15 protein-coding genes are annotated in these 14,713 nt (G+C 34.3%); 10 read left to right on the forward strand and 5 right to left on the reverse strand.

All coding sequences use genetic code 11. From position 1 onward, the window contains the following. Window positions 1-5: 5 nt before the first annotated feature. A complete protein-coding gene (gene tsaA / locus RBR53_01865; GenBank protein ID MDY0131390.1) occupies window positions 6-710 on the forward strand; it encodes a tRNA (N6-threonylcarbamoyladenosine(37)-N6)-methyltransferase TrmO in 705 nt (234 codons plus the stop codon). Next, window positions 710-1,783 carry a ParM/StbA family protein gene (locus RBR53_01870; protein MDY0131391.1) on the forward strand — a complete coding sequence of 358 codons (1,074 nt, stop codon included), beginning with the start codon at window positions 710-712 and terminating at the stop codon, window positions 1,781-1,783. Before tsaA ends, RBR53_01870 begins: the two co-directional genes overlap by 1 nt. 10 nt (window positions 1,784-1,793) lie before the next feature. Here RBR53_01870 and RBR53_01875 read toward each other — a convergent pair whose 3' ends face one another. The 5 genes from RBR53_01875 to RBR53_01895 all read right to left on the reverse strand — a co-directional run bounded on the left by RBR53_01875 (window position 1,794) and on the right by RBR53_01895 (window position 6,395). Beyond that, entirely contained in the window at window positions 1,794-2,990 is a 1,197-nt protein-coding gene (locus RBR53_01875; GenBank protein ID MDY0131392.1) for an HD domain-containing protein, read from the reverse strand. Between the two features lie 458 nt (window positions 2,991-3,448). Further along, window positions 3,449-3,916 (reverse strand): SsrA-binding protein SmpB, encoded by a 468-nt coding sequence (gene smpB / locus RBR53_01880; protein MDY0131393.1) that lies wholly within the window; start codon window positions 3,914-3,916, stop codon window positions 3,449-3,451. 12 nt (window positions 3,917-3,928) lie between these two features. Then, on the reverse strand, window positions 3,929-5,683 hold the full coding sequence (gene ptsP / locus RBR53_01885) for a phosphoenolpyruvate--protein phosphotransferase (GenBank protein ID MDY0131394.1): 1,755 nt from the start codon (window positions 5,681-5,683) through the stop codon (window positions 3,929-3,931). Window positions 5,684-5,686: 3 nt separating this feature from the next. Next, entirely contained in the window at window positions 5,687-5,950 is a 264-nt protein-coding gene (locus tag RBR53_01890) for an HPr family phosphocarrier protein (GenBank protein MDY0131395.1), read from the reverse strand. A 175-nt stretch (window positions 5,951-6,125) separates the two neighbouring features. Next, window positions 6,126-6,395 carry an HU family DNA-binding protein gene (locus RBR53_01895; protein MDY0131396.1) on the reverse strand — a complete coding sequence of 90 codons (270 nt, stop codon included), beginning with the start codon at window positions 6,393-6,395 and terminating at the stop codon, window positions 6,126-6,128. A gap of 561 nt (window positions 6,396-6,956) precedes the next feature. On the opposite strand from RBR53_01895, the gene RBR53_01900 reads away from it, so the two are divergent. The 8 genes from RBR53_01900 to RBR53_01935 are packed head-to-tail and all read left to right on the forward strand — an operon-like array spanning window position 6,957 to window position 14,384. Further along, window positions 6,957-7,751, forward strand: a complete 795-nt coding sequence (locus RBR53_01900) for a 2-amino-3,7-dideoxy-D-threo-hept-6-ulosonate synthase (protein ID MDY0131397.1) — start codon at window positions 6,957-6,959, stop codon at window positions 7,749-7,751. Window positions 7,752-7,767: 16 nt separating this feature from the next. Further along, complete coding sequence (locus tag RBR53_01905) at window positions 7,768-8,763, forward strand: 3-dehydroquinate synthase II (GenBank protein ID MDY0131398.1); 996 nt, start codon at window positions 7,768-7,770, stop codon at window positions 8,761-8,763. A gap of 6 nt (window positions 8,764-8,769) precedes the next feature. Then, the gene (pheA, locus tag RBR53_01910) at window positions 8,770-9,855 is read left to right on the forward strand and encodes a prephenate dehydratase (GenBank protein ID MDY0131399.1); all 1,086 of its coding nucleotides are present in this window, start codon (window positions 8,770-8,772) and stop codon (window positions 9,853-9,855) included. A gap of 16 nt (window positions 9,856-9,871) precedes the next feature. Next, the gene (gene aroE / locus RBR53_01915) at window positions 9,872-10,684 is read left to right on the forward strand and encodes a shikimate dehydrogenase (protein MDY0131400.1); all 813 of its coding nucleotides are present in this window, start codon (window positions 9,872-9,874) and stop codon (window positions 10,682-10,684) included. A gap of 2 nt (window positions 10,685-10,686) precedes the next feature. After that, the gene (aroA, locus tag RBR53_01920) at window positions 10,687-11,955 is read left to right on the forward strand and encodes a 3-phosphoshikimate 1-carboxyvinyltransferase (protein MDY0131401.1); all 1,269 of its coding nucleotides are present in this window, start codon (window positions 10,687-10,689) and stop codon (window positions 11,953-11,955) included. Next, a complete protein-coding gene (locus RBR53_01925) occupies window positions 11,952-12,467 on the forward strand; it encodes a shikimate kinase (GenBank protein ID MDY0131402.1) in 516 nt (171 codons plus the stop codon). Before aroA ends, RBR53_01925 begins: the two co-directional genes overlap by 4 nt. A gap of 11 nt (window positions 12,468-12,478) precedes the next feature. After that, entirely contained in the window at window positions 12,479-13,543 is a 1,065-nt protein-coding gene (gene aroC, locus RBR53_01930; protein MDY0131403.1) for a chorismate synthase, read from the forward strand. Then, entirely contained in the window at window positions 13,533-14,384 is an 852-nt protein-coding gene (locus RBR53_01935) for a prephenate dehydrogenase/arogenate dehydrogenase family protein (protein ID MDY0131404.1), read from the forward strand. The genes aroC and RBR53_01935 overlap by 11 nt, the downstream gene beginning before the upstream one ends. The last annotated feature ends 329 nt before the right edge of the window (window positions 14,385-14,713 follow it).

Genomic DNA, 14,713 nt, shown 5'->3' on the forward strand with positions numbered 1-14,713 from the left:
TATTTATGGACTTGTTTTCCATCAATCCCATTGGTGAGGTAAGCTCTCCGTTTAAGACCAAATTCGGTCTGCCTCGCCAACCTGGCATTGTTTTGTCAGTAGAGTCAAAAATCCGACTGTTTGAAGAATTTTCCCACATTGATTTTTTTAGGGGATTGGAGGATTTTTCCCATATCTGGATACTTTTTATTTTTCATCACAATATTGTTTCGGGTTTTAATAAGCTTGTGAGGCCTCCAAGGCTGGGTGGTAATAAAAAGGCTGGAGTTTTTTCAACAAGATCTCCTTTCAGGCCTAATTTTATAGGAATGTCTGCAGTAGAACTTTTAGATATTGAATATGGTAAAAATACCATCCTGACTGTTAGGGGCGGTGATTTTGCAGACAAGACTCCTGTTGTAGATATTAAACCCTATGTGAAATTTGCTGATTTAATAAACAATTCAAAATCTAAAGTTTTTGATTCAAAGCCTGAAAAATCATTTGATGTTGAGTTTTCCAGTGAAGTAAAACAGGTTTTAAAAAATAAGAATAAACTCCGACAGCAGCTCAAAGAGGTTTTAAGTTACGACCTTAGGCCTGGTTATTGCTCCGAAGATCATCAAGATAAGGTTTATGGCATGGAATTTGAAAATTATAATATAAAATTCGAAGTCAAAGGAAGGATTCTTTACGTAAAAGAGATGATTAAATCTTTGGGGAGGTCATAATGGAAGTGCTAGGAATTGATGTGGGCTTTGGCTTTACAAAAGTATCCAACGGGAGGCAGAGTAATATATTTCAGTCTGTAATAGGAGAGCCGGTTGATATTCAGTTTAAAACAAATTTCGGAAATAATAAATTCACTGATAATCTTCATGTAACAATAGACAAAAAATCATATTTTATAGGTAATTATGCATCAAAACAGTCTGCTGTAAGGGAGTTTACCCTGGATCAGAATAGGCTTGTTTCAGATTTTGTAAGAATTCTTGCAATTACAGCAGCAGGTATTTACGCTGAAGACGGAATTACCATGAATGTTGTTTCAGGGCTTCCTGTTGCTTATCTTGGTCATGATAATGAAGCCTTTGCAAAAACACTTCAGGGCGAACATATGGTGGAATATCATCTGCCTGACGGTACGGTGACAAGGAAGCGTCTTAATATTAATTCAGTACAGCTTATGCCCCAGCCGCTTGGATCTGTTTTTAATATTCTTATGGATGAAAGCGGACAGATTGTTAATCGAGATCTTGCTCATCAAAAAATTGGAGTTGTTGATATAGGTTTTAAGACAACAGATTTTACTGTTTTTGACAGGATGAAATACATAGAAAGAAGTTCTTCTACAACTGATCTTGGGATTTCAAGAAGTTTTCTTGCCATAGCAGAAAAACTTAAAAAGGAAAGCGGAGTTCAATTGGAGTTATACAGGTTGTTTGATTCAGTCGATTCTGGCCATATTAAGATAAAAGGCAAAGACTATAATATAGCAAATTTAAGGGACAGGGTGTTTGAGTATGCTGCAAGGGAAATTGTAAGTTCAATGGATAGGCTTTTTGCCGATGAATGGGATATGGATTATCTTGTCCTTACAGGGGGTGGTTCCAAGGCTCTTTATGAACATATAATACCCCTTGTTAATATGGAAATTCTGCCTTTTGATTCTTCAAACGATTTAAGATTCAACAATGTAATGGGATATTTGAAGTATGGTAAAAATAAATGGTTGAAAAAACCTGTCAAAATAAATCCTGTACCAGGGAAATCAGATGTGGATGGAGACAAGGAAAGAAGCTGATGGTTTTTGGTTAACTGAATTTTTGGCTGATGGAGTTCATTGTGTCAATATTTTCAAGGAAAATTTCAATGAGCTCTGGATCAAACATTCTACCTGAATTTTCTTTTAAAAATTCAACCACTTCTTCATCGGTCCATGGATCTTTATAGCATCTTTTTGAAGAAAGAGCATCAAACACATCTGCTATGGACACTATTCTACCAAACAATGGAATTCCTTTTCCTTTTTTGCCCCTGGTTTCAATGTTTGAGTCTCCATTAAATTTTTTGACACCTGGATAGCCTTTGCCATCCCAGCGTTCATGGTGATTTAAAATTACTTCTTTTGCTGCTTTATCAAATTCTGAGATTTCTTCTTCAAAAATTTTTGCACCTAAAACAGTGTGCTGTTTCATTATTTCAAATTCTTCATCATTAAGTTTTCCAGGTTTTTTAAGTATAAGATCGGAAATAGCAACTTTTCCTATATCATGAACCATGGAAGCCAGTTTAAGAATATCTTTTTCTTTGTTAATTACTTCATTGGGAATTTTGTTTTTAACTGCCCAGGCAATGTAAAGCTCTGTAGAGTAAGCTGAAACCCTCTTAACATGGGCTCCTGTTTCTCTAGGATCATGAAGTTCTGTCATTTGTATCATTTTTAAAATTATTGATTTAGTTAGCTGGGCTTTTTGAAGAGAAACAGCTGCTATTCCTGCAAAATGAAGTAAAATTTCAATATCTTCTTTTGTAAATTGCCCCGGAGTTCTATCTTTTTTTATGGGATTTATTATTTGAAGAACACCTATAACTTTACTTAAGTCACCTTTCATTGGAATGGCTAGGATGGACCTGGTTTTATATCCAGCCATTTTGTCAAAAGCGGGATTGAATTTTAAAGGATAGCTTGAGTTTATGTTTGATACATCATTTAAAACGACAACTTCACCTTTTTTGGCACAAAAGCCTGCAATGCTTAAATTGTTTATGGGTACACTTTGTTTTTTATAAACAACTTTATTTTCTTTCAAGGTATCATTTTGAGAATATGAGATTATAAGATTTTGTTTTTCTGCAATATAAATTGAGCCGGCATCAGCATTGCAGAAATCCCTGGCTTCCTTTAGTATTTTTTCCATCAATACATCAGGATCGTGGATTTTGTTCAGAGCAGTTCCAAGGCTTAAAAGTTTTTTAAACTTCTTTTTATTTTCAAGGTTGTCTATCATGATGATGCCATTTTAAATTCTTGTCCATTAGTTGTATTTGAATTTAACTTGTAAGTATTAACATATTCTAAATTTCATAATCTTTTGAAGACTCTAGAAATTTGTATTTGAAAAGTCAATTTCTTTATATGTTAACAATTTGGTCTCAAATTCTTTAGTCAATAATCCAGTTTTTTAAAATTCTACAGTTAAGGCTGATTTTTTTAAAACTCTTTGAAACTCAAGAATGTTGAAGGGGAATGGGTTTTTATTTGGAATAAGGATTTGAATAGAACCAAATGAATTGAAATAAGATTCTATTTGTATTTAAATAAAGATTCTTAAAACCATTGATTATCTTTGACTGATATTTGGTTCTGCTACCTTACTTTGAAATAAACTTTTGTTTTTTTACTGCTTGAAGATCAAGCTCTGAAGTTTCAGAAACGGTAGTTTTGGTTTTTCATTGTTGTATTTTTTTACTGATTGAATTTTTTCATGCTCCTTTCCATCTCTCTTTTAATCTCTTTTTCTTTGAGGTCTCTTCTTTTATCATATAGTTTTTTCCCTTTACCAAGGGCAAGTCCGATTTTTACTTTTCCGTTTTTCAAATAGGCTTTTAAAGGAACAAGAGTGAATCCTTTTTCATTTGTTTTTCCTATAAGTTTTTTGATTTCTCTTTTGTTTAAAAGAAGTTTTCTTGGCCTCATGGGGTCGTGGTTATCAAAATAAGCATGGGTATAAGGCGCAATATGGAGATTGTAAACAAAAACTTCATTGTTTTTTATTTTTGCAAAAGCTTCTTTAAGGCTTATTTTACCTTCCCTGACTGATTTGACTTCTGTGCCTTTAAGAACAATCCCAGCTTCATATTCTTCTTCTATGTCAAGATTATGTCTTGCTTTTTTGTTATATGCTATTTGTTTAGTATGTGAATTGTTTCTCAATTTATACTTCCTTTATAATTTCAGTTTATCCCCGTATTTATCTTTGATGAGATTTTTGGAATCTTCAGGGTTGTTCTGTTTGAACAATTCTTTTGTAAAAGCAATTGTTTCCTTGACTTCCATTTCTCTGATTATTTGTTTAATTTGGGGAATTCCATTGGGATACATACTGAAGTTTTTTATCCCAAGCCCAAGAAGTAATGGGATGTTCAAGGGATTTCCAGCCATTTCTCCACAAATAGAAAGTCCGAGATTGTTTTCTTTAGCTACTTTAACTGTGTTTTTTATGAGCCTTAAAACAGAGGGATCAAGTTCGTTGTACAGGTGGGCAACCTCTTCATTACCCCTGTCGATTGCAAGGGTGTATTGAACAAGATCGTTTGTTCCAAGACTGAAAAAATCAACTTCTTTTGCAAGAGTATCAGCAATTATTGCTGCAGAAGGAACTTCTATCATTATTCCTGTTTTTATATTTTTGTCCCAGTTGATTTTGTTATCATCGAGTTCCTTTTTGCATTGGGAAAGTATTTTTTTTGCTTCAAGGACTTCCCCAAGAGAAGAAATCATGGGGAAAAGAATCTGAATTTTTCCAAAGTATGAAGCTCTTAAAATAGCTTTAAGCTGAGCTCTGAATATATCCTTTTTTTTAAGACAAAACCTTATTGCTCTCAAACCTAAGGCTGGATTTGTTTCAGGAAGCTGTCCCCTGCTGTATCTAAGAGCTTTGTCACCGTTGACGTCAAGGGTTCTTATTGTAACTTCGCCCGGAGACATGAGTTCGGCAACTTCTTTATATTTCTCAAACTGTTCATCTTCATCCGGGTAGCTGTCTCTATTCATGTAGAGAAATTCAGTTCGAAAAAGGCCAATCCCGTCTCCGCCATGATCTTTAACAGAAACAACTTCTTCACCAAACTCAATGTTTCCCATTACATTTATAGTAACACCGTCTTTTGTTTTTGCCGGAAGATGACTTGCTCTGGTTACTTCCGCATGTCTTAGCTCGTAGTCTTTTTTCTTGTCTTCAAATTCAATAAGAGTTTCATCATCGGGGTTTATTATTACAACGCCTTCAAGGCCGTCTACTATTATTATGTCATCATTTTTTATTTGGGAGGTTACATTCTCCAGGCCCAGCACACAGGGAAGCTCTAAAGTTCTGGCTATAATGCTTGTGTGAGAGGCTGTTCCGCCTGTATCAGTGATAAACCCCATAATTTTGTCCAATTGTATTTGGCTTGTCTGTGCGGGAGAAAGATCTTTGGCAACCAGAATAACTCTTTTTTTTATACCTGCTATATTAACTTCAACAGCACCTGTGAGGTTAAGCATTATTCTGTCTGCAACATGGACAATATCTGCCCCCCGGCTTTTTAAATATTCATCTTCAATATTTTTAAAAATTCGTTTTGTTTCATCAACTATTGTTTTTAAAGCCCATTCAGCGTTAAAAGCTTTTTGTTCAATTGTTTTAATTGTTTTTTCATAAAGCATTTTGTCCTTGAAAAGCAAAAGATGTGTTTCAAGAATTTGAACATGCTCTCCAAGAGCTTGAGGAGTATTTCTAATTACTTCCTTTAGTTCGTTTTTTGCATTGTTTACTGCTGTTTTAAATCTTGCGATTTCTGGTTTAATTTCACTTTTTGGAAGACTGTATTTTTTTACTATATCAACGTTTCCCGAATCAACAAGATAGGCTTTTCCTATACATATACCGGGAGCACCGGCTATGCCTTGTATTCTTTGTTCAAGCATTTGGTCATTCAAAATTTATTCTCCAAAACCGTTTAGAATAATATTTTTTATTTCTTCAAAAGTTTTCTTGTCTTCGCTGGAATCTGCAATCAATGTGATTAGCGAACCTTTTTGGCAGGCAATTGATAAAATATCTATCATACTTCCAGCATCAACCTTGATGCTGTCTTTTTCAATCCAGATATCAAATCTAGCTTTTTTTACAGTTTTTGCAATCAAGGCAGCCGGTCTTGCGTGCAACCCCAGTTCGTTTGTTATTGTCAGTTCTTGTTTAAGCACTATGGAGAAAACCTTTGTTTTTGTATAAAAAAGTTTTGTTTTTTTGCAATGGATTATAAGTCAAAAAAAAGTTTGATTCAATGGAATATTTTGAGTGGAGGGTGATTGGCAAGATTAATTTGTTCTTATCTTGTCCCGGCCTAAATCGGTTATGCAATGACCGGGACTTTCATGGTTAATTTATTGCATCTTTAAGGTTTTTTCCAGGAACAAATTTAGGAACTTTGCGTGCAGGGATATCAATTTCTTCACCTGTCTGGGGATTTCTTCCTTTTCTTGCTTTTCTGTCAGAAGATTTGAATGTTCCAAATCCAACAAGAGTTACATTCTCTTGTCTTGCCAGGGCCTCGGTGATTGCTGAAAAAACCTGATCAACAGCAGCCTGTGCATCTTTTTTGCTGCTGAGCACCTTTGCAACTTCAGCAACTAAATCACCTTTGTTCATGTCTTCCTCCTTCTTGGTTTATTAATAATATGTTTTATTCTTTTGGGGATTGAGAAATATTTTAAGTTCTCAAAAACTAAAAATAATAAAGCTTTTTAGATAAAATTTATTTTGGAATATTGTTTTATAAATTAAAAACAACCATCATAAAAACATTATAAAATTACTTGTAAGACGCTGTCCTGTCAAGCTTATTATCCCTATGAGCCTTATAAAAGCAGTATTTTTGTAAAAATTTATTTCTAAGTTTTAAATAAAAAAATAAATGTTGACAAATGTATTAACAGTCTTTAGTTAATAGATTGATTTAAATTAAAAGGAAAAATTCAGACAATGAAACTTCAGACAGTAAACAAAATCTGCAAAATTTATTATTATTGGTTCTTCTATTTTAGCAGGCGTCTGTCTGGAGGTGCTTTTATCTAGTTTGAATCAAAGCATCGTGGACAGCCGGTAAAATGCTGTCTACGGAGACTAATAATATACAAAAAGACCGTGGAGAGCAAACTCCCCGGTCTTTTTTTTTGTATAAACTTTATTATTAGAGTGAGGGAAAGTAAAATGATAGGGAAGCAGATAAGGCTAGAAAGAATTATTAATAGAAACACCAGGAGGACGATAATAGTTCCCATGGATCACGGGATTACTGTAGGGCCAATTGAAGGTATTAAAAACATGAAGGATGCTGTGAACAAGATTGCAAAAGGCGGAGCAAATGCTGTTATTGAGCATAAAGGTGCTGTTGAAGACGGTCTTAGAGGAAAAGGGCCTGATATTGGCTTGATAGTTCATCTTTCAGCTTCAACTGCAATGTCTGTATATCCAAATGCAAAAACAATAGTATGTTCTGTTGAAGAAGCCATAAGACTTGGTGCCGATGCTGTTTCAGTTCATGTAAACCTTGGAAATGGTGAAGAAAAGAATATGTTAAAAGATTTTGGGAAAATAACCTATGAGGCAAGGAGCTGGGGAATTCCTGTTCTTGCCATGATGTATCCAAGGGGAGAAAGAATTAAGGATGAATACGATCCTGAAGTTGTAAAGCACGCTGCAAGGGTTGGGGCGGAAATGGGCGCTGATATTGTAAAAGTATCATATACAGGCAGTCCTGAAAGTTTCAGGGAAGTTGTTGAAGGATGTTTTGTTCCTGTGGTTATTGCAGGGGGGGCAAAAATGGATTCTGACAAAGATATTTTAGAAATGGTTAAGGGTTCACTTGATGCAGGTGGTTCTGGAGTGTCCATAGGAAGAAATGTTTTTCAGCATAGATCTCCTGAGAAAATAGTAAGGGCATTTTCAGCTTTGATTCATGAAAATTCAAGCGTTGAAGAGGCAATGAAAATTATTAATTCATAAAATTTAGGTGTTTAATATGAAAAGAAAGATTTGGGTAAAAAATATACCTTTTGATAAAGAAATGGCTCTTACGGCCCTGGAATGCGGGGTTGAAGGAATTATGGTTGAAAAAGGTATGGATGAAAAGGTTAAGGAACTTGGAATTGTAAAAACAATTTCAGAAACAGGGGATATCAAATTAGGTAAAGACGCAGTTACTTATAAAATAACAGACGGAAGTCAGGAAGAAGAGATTTATAAGCTGAGTCTTGGCAAGTTGGTTATTCTTGAATGCACAGACTGGAGCATAATTCCTCTGGAAAATCTGATTGCTAAAAAAGCTGACATTGCCCCAATAGTTAAGAGCTTTGAAGAAGCTAAGACAGCCTTTGAAATTTTGGAAAAAGGTGTTTCTCAAATAATGGTTGATGTAGATTCCCCATTGGAACTTAAAAAAATAATAGAAAGCCTTTTAAAATCCAATGAAAAAATTCAGCTTGAAAAAGCAGTTATTGAAAAAATAACCTCTCTTGGAATGGGAGACAGAGTTTGTGTTGATACATGCACAAGTCTTTTGCCCGGTGAAGGTATGCTTGTTGGAAATACAAGTTCGGCCCTTTTTCTTGTTCATGCTGAAACTGTAGAAAATCCATATGTAAATCCAAGGCCTTTTAGAATTAATGCTGGTCCTGTACATGCCTATACAAGAGTTCCTGGCGGTAAAACAAGTTATCTTTCAGAATTAAAATCCGGTGATACCGTAATTATAACAAAGTATGACGGAACAATAGAAGAAGCAGTTGTTGGAAGAATAAAGCAGGAAAAAAGACCTCTTATGCTGGTTGAAGCAAAAATTGAAGAAAGAAGCTTAAATATAATTTTACAAAATGCTGAAACAATAAGGCTTACTTCTCCTGATGGAAGTCCAGTCTCAATAGTGTCCCTTAAAAAAGGAGACGAGGTTTTAGTTGCAATTGAAGAGGGCGGAAGGCATTTCGGTCATAAAATTGACGAAACTATAACTGAAAAATAATTAAAAATGGACAATAAAATTAATAATCCTGAAATAAGTCTGTATAGAAAAGAAATTGATAAAATTGATGATACAATTTTAGAGCTTCTAAACAAAAGACTTGAGCTTGGAATGAAAATTGGAAACATAAAAAGGGAAACAGGAGTAAAGGTCTTAGATAGTTCAAGGGAAAAGAATATTTTAGAGCGTCTTAAAAATAATAATAAAGGGCCTCTTTCAGAAGATGTGATTTATCATATTTTTCAGGTAATAATGTCTGCTTCAAGGGATATTCAAAATCCAAATATGGTAGCTTATCTTGGACCTGAAGCAACAAACACTCACCTAGCAGCTTTAAAACATTTTGATTATTCAGGGCAATTTGTTCCCAAAAACTCGATTCCTGATATTTTTAGCGGAGTTGAAAAAGGATATTTTAAATTTGGAGTGGTTCCAGTTGAAAATTCAATAGAAGGTGCTGTAAATCATACCCTTGATCTTTTGTTTGATTCTCAGATTAAAATATGCGGAGAAATTGCAATTGCAATTTCCCATGATCTTTTATCAACAACTACAAATCTTTTAGATATTGAGGTTGTATATTCCCACCCTCAAGCCTTTGCCCAGTGTAGAAAATGGATAAAGGAAAATATTCCTGATGCTGAACTTAAGGAAATGTCCAGTACAGCAGCAGCAGCAAGACAGGCTGTAATAGAGAAAAATTCAGCTGCAATTGCAAATTCAGAAGCTTCAAGGTTTTACAATTTAAATATTGCAGCTTCACGAATTGAAGATTCAACAAGAAATATAACAAGGTTTCTTATTATTGGAGAAGATGAACCTGAAAGAACAGGAAACGATAAAACTACAATAATGTTTGTAACTTCCCATGTTCCAGGAGCATTGTACAAGGCTCTTCAGCCTGTATCAGCAGCAGGAGCAAACATGGTAAAGCTTGAGTCAAGGCCCATACGACATAAAAACTGGCACTACTTTTTTGTAATGGATATTGACGGTCATATTAAAGACAGTTCTGTAAAATCAGTAATTGCTGAAATGAAAGAAGTTTGTCTTTTTTTAAAACATTCAGGTTCCTATAAAAAATTTATGTAAAATCGGAGATAAAAAAATGGATGCTCATACAGAGGTTTTCGCAGTTATTGGAAATCCTGTAAAACACAGTTTAAGCCCTTTTATGCAAAATCTTGCTTTTGAAAAATTATCTTTAAATTCAGTTTATTCAGCTTTTGAAGTGGTTGATCTTGAATCGGCAGTAAAAGGGATAAAAGGTCTTGGCATTAAAGGTGTAAGCGTTACTGTCCCACACAAAGAAAACATAATTAAATACCTTGATGAACAAAGCGAAAGTGCAAAAAAAATTGGAGCAGTAAATACTGTTACAAACAAAAACGGAGTTCTTGAAGGAGACAATACTGACTGGAAAGGTTTTATTCTTTCCCTTAGGGAGCATAGTCTAATTAAAGGTAAAAAAACACTTGTCATAGGAGCTGGAGGTGCTTCAAGGGGTGTTTGTTATGGGCTTGCCTCGGAAAATGCTGATCTTTTTATTACAAACAGAACAAAGTCCAAAGGAATAGAGCTTGCTAAAGATTTTAATGCTGAGTTTGTAGATCTGGAAAGTATTGAAAAACTTGAGCCTGAAATAATAATAAATACAACCTCTGTTGGAATGTATCCTTATATTAATAAATCTCCTGTTGATAAGTCTTTATTCAAGGGAAAAGGAGTTGCCCTTGATATTGTTTACAATCCTTTAAATACAAAGTTTTTAAGAGATGCAGCCATGTCAGGCTTTAAAGCTGTTTCTGGAGTAGGAATGTTTGTTTATCAGGGCGGGCTTCAGTTTGAAAAATGGACAGGCAAGAAGTTTCCCTTTCAAATAATGAAGGAAAAAATCTTTCATAAGTTAAGAAAAGGATAGAAATGAAGATTGTAAAACCTTTAAATATAAAAGAAAGTGCAGAAGTTTTTGTTCCTGGTTCAAAAAGCTATACACATAGAACCCTTATTGCTTCAGCACTTTCAACGGGAGTTTGTCAGGTTTTAAGGCCTCTTCAAAGCGAAGACACTCTTTTTACAATGGAAGCATTGAAATCAATGGGAATAGAAATTGAAAGGTCTGAAGACAAAATGATTGTTTTTGGACAAAAGGGAAGTTTTTCACCATTAAATAAAGAAATTTATCTCGGGAATTCAGGAACTTCGATGCGGCTTTTAACAGGAGTTTTTGCTTTAAGTAAAAAACCTGTGATTTTAACAGGAAATAAAAGAATGCAGGAAAGGCCAATAAATCCTCTTCTTGATTCACTGGAAATGCTTGGAGTCAAAGCAGAGTCTGTTGGAAAAACTGGTTGTCCGCCTGTCTTTTTAGGGGGGAACCTTGAAAAAGGGGGGAAAACTGACCTTGACTGCAGAATAAGCAGTCAGTTTCTTTCAGGACTTTTAATGGCAGCACCCCTTACTTTAAAAGGAATTGAAATTAATCTTTTATATGAACCTGTTTCCAAGCCTTATATTGATATGACTCTTAATATAATGAAAGATTTTGGAATAAAAGCTGAACATGAAAATTACATGAAATTTTATGTGCCTGGAAAGCAAAAATATAATTCCGGTATTTATGAGGTAGAGCCGGATTGTTCTAATGCCAGTTATTTTTTTGCTCTTGCAGCAGTAAAAAAAGCAAAAATCAAGGTTAAAGGAGTAAGTTTTTCTTCATCCCAGGGAGATATAGTGTTTGCAAAACTTCTTGAAAAAATGGGTTGTATTGTAAAAGAGGAAAAAGACGGGATTTTTGTTGAGGGAAAAGAGCTCAAAGGTATTGATGCGGATATGAAAGATATGCCTGATGTTGCTCCAACTCTAGCTGTTGTTGCTTCATTTGCAAAAGGTGAAACAAGAATAAGAAATGTAGCCCATTTAAGGGAAAAAGAATGTGATCGTATAGGCTGTGTTGTAAAAGAGCTTAACAATCTTGGAATAAAAGCCTTGGAAAAAGAAGACGGGATGGTTATTTCAGGTGGGAAACATAAGTATGGCTGTGTAAAAACTTATGATGATCACAGAATGGCAATGAGTTTTGCTGTTGCAGGAGTAGGTTCAAAAAACGGTCTTGAAATTGAAGAAGAAAACTGTGTCAAAAAATCATTTCCAAATTTTTGGGAAGTGTTTGAGGGAGTGTTGGAAAAATGAAAGTTTTTTTAATAGGATACAGGTGCACAGGAAAAACCTCTGTTGGAAAACTTTTAGCAAAAAAGCTTAATTTGAATTTTTATGATTGTGATTTTTATCTTCAGGAAAATGAAAACAAAACAATTGCAAATATTGTTGAGGAAAATAATTGGGAATATTTTAGAAATCTTGAATCAAAGTATTTAAAAGAAATTTGTAAAAAGGAAAATATTGTTGTTTCAACAGGGGGCGGAGTAGTTGAAAAGTCTGAAAATATTGATTTAATAAAATCTGAAGGTATTGGAATCTGGCTTAAGGCAAAACCGGCAACCATAAAAAAAAGAATTTGTTCTGATGAAAATACCAGGGATTTAAGACCGTCTCTTACAGGATTTACCATGGAAAAAGAAATAGATGAAGTTTTGAAAAAAAGAGAACCTTTATACAAAAAGACCTCTTCTTTTATTTTTGATACTGATAATCTTGGAATTGATGAACTTGCAGACTTAATAATCAAAGAATTAAATATTTAAGGATAATATAAATGCCTGGAAACTCTTTTGGTAAAATTTTTAAAATTACAACCTTTGGTGAATCCCATGGTGAAAGTCTTGGAGTTATTATTGATGGATGCCCTTCCAATATCTTTTTTGATATGGAAAAAATTCAGAAAATAATGGACAGAAGAAAACCTGGTCAAGACAATAAAACCAGCACAAGTAGGAAAGAAGAGGATATAGTTCATCTAATGTCCGGGGTTTTTGAAGGAAAAACCACAGGAACTCCCATTATGCTCATGATAAAAAATAAAGATCAAAAATCTTCAGCTTATAATGATATAAAAGACCTTTTCAGGCCGGGTCATGGAGATATCACCTATTTTAAAAAATATAAAATTCGGGATTATAGGGGAGGGGGAAGAGCTTCTGCAAGGGAAACAGCGGCTCGTGTTGCAGCAGGTGCTGTTGCTTTGCTTGTTTTGGAAAGTCATGGGATTAATGTTTTTTCCCATACAAAAGAGATTGCAGGAATCAAATCTGAAAGTTTTAATATTAAAGACATAAATAAAAATTCTCTTTTTATGGCAGATCTTGATGCTTTTAAAAGAGCAGAAGAAAAAATTGATATTATCAGGTCAAAGGGAAACACTGTTGGCGGTATTGTGGAAATAGTAATTGAAAATCCTGGTTTTGGGCTTGGTGAACCTGTTTTTGACAAACTTGATGCAGATCTTGCCAAAGCTATGATGAGCATAGGTGCTGTAAAAGGTGTTGAAATCGGTGCTGGATTTAAAGCTTCCCGGATGACAGGTATTGAAAATAATGACGAAATAGATTCAAAGGGGTTTAAGACCAATAATTCAGGTGGAATTCTGGCAGGAATATCAAATGGAGATGATATTGTTATAAGGATAGCTGTAAAACCTATACCTTCAGTTTCAATAGAGCAGAATACAATAGATATAAACGGAAATGAAAAAAAAATAAGAGTCATAGGCCGCCATGATATTTCTGCAATTCCAAGAATAAATGTTGTTGCTGAAGCCATGGCCTCAATTGTTGTTGCAGATCATTTGTTAAGAAAAAAGGCAATAGAAAATGAAGGATGAAAGTTTTTTTAAAAATAAAACTATTGGAATAATCGGCGGTCTTGGGGTTATGGGTGTTTGGCTCAGAAGATATTTTGAAAAAAAAGGCTTTAAAGTTATTGTTTCAGATATAAACACAGAGCTTACAAATGAAATGCTTGCAGAAGAATCAGATATAGTAATTTTGAGCACTCCTATGGAAGCAGCCCTTGAGGTAGTGGAAAGTATAGGATGTTTGCTTGCAGATGATAAGCTTCTTATGGATATTTGCTCTCTCAAAACAGACATAGTGAAAAAAATGCTTGAAAGCACAAATTGTGAGGTTCTTGGATGTCACCCAATGTTTGGACAGTATACAGAAGATCTCAACGGACAAAATATAATAATTTGCAAAGGACGGGGAAATTCATACACAGATGTTTTTAAAAATATATTTGAAAAAGACGGTGCTGTTGTAACTATAAGCACACCGGAAATTCATGATCGTTATATGTCAATAGTGCAGGGGCTTACCCATCTTCTTACAATTGCAACAGGAGAGTTTTTAAAAGCACAGAATATAGCTCCTGAAGCTATTTTAAAGTTTTCTACCCCGGTTTTCAGAGTAAACCTAGCCCTTGTTGGAAGACTTTTTGGTCTTGATCTCTCCCTTTATAAAGATCTTGTAAGCAGGAACAAAGAAACAAAGGAAATGACAAATACATTTAATTCTTGCGTTGAAAAAAGTTTAAAAGTTTTTACAGATAAAACTGAAGAAGAGAAGATGGAGTTTTTAAATTCAATAAAAGATTTTATGGGCGACTCTTCCAGATCTGCACTAAAGGAAACAAATGCTCTTTTTAATTTTTTATATAAATGCTGAGTAAATTTAGATTGTTGCGATTTCTTTTGAAAAAAATGTGGTTTTTATTAAAAAAAGGGTTTGACAATCTAAAGTAAAAAGAACTATAAGCTGTCTCGTTCCTCAGGGAAGTAAAACAAAAGTTTTTGAGGGGCAAGTTCTTTAAGAAAAATTTAACAAACTGAAAAAAAGTAGTTGACAGAAGAAATTAAAAGATGTAAATCTTTTCTGTTCGTTAAATGAAAATCGATCTTTGAAAACTAAACAGCAGACAGGTCCTTGAAATAAATTTTTTACGGAGAGTTTGATCCTGGCTCAGAATGAACGCTGGCGGCATGCCTAACACATGC

It is taken from the genome of Desulforegulaceae bacterium, from assembly GCA_034006035.1.
Taxonomy (GTDB): domain Bacteria; phylum Desulfobacterota; class Desulfobacteria; order Desulfobacterales; family JACKCP01; genus JACKCP01.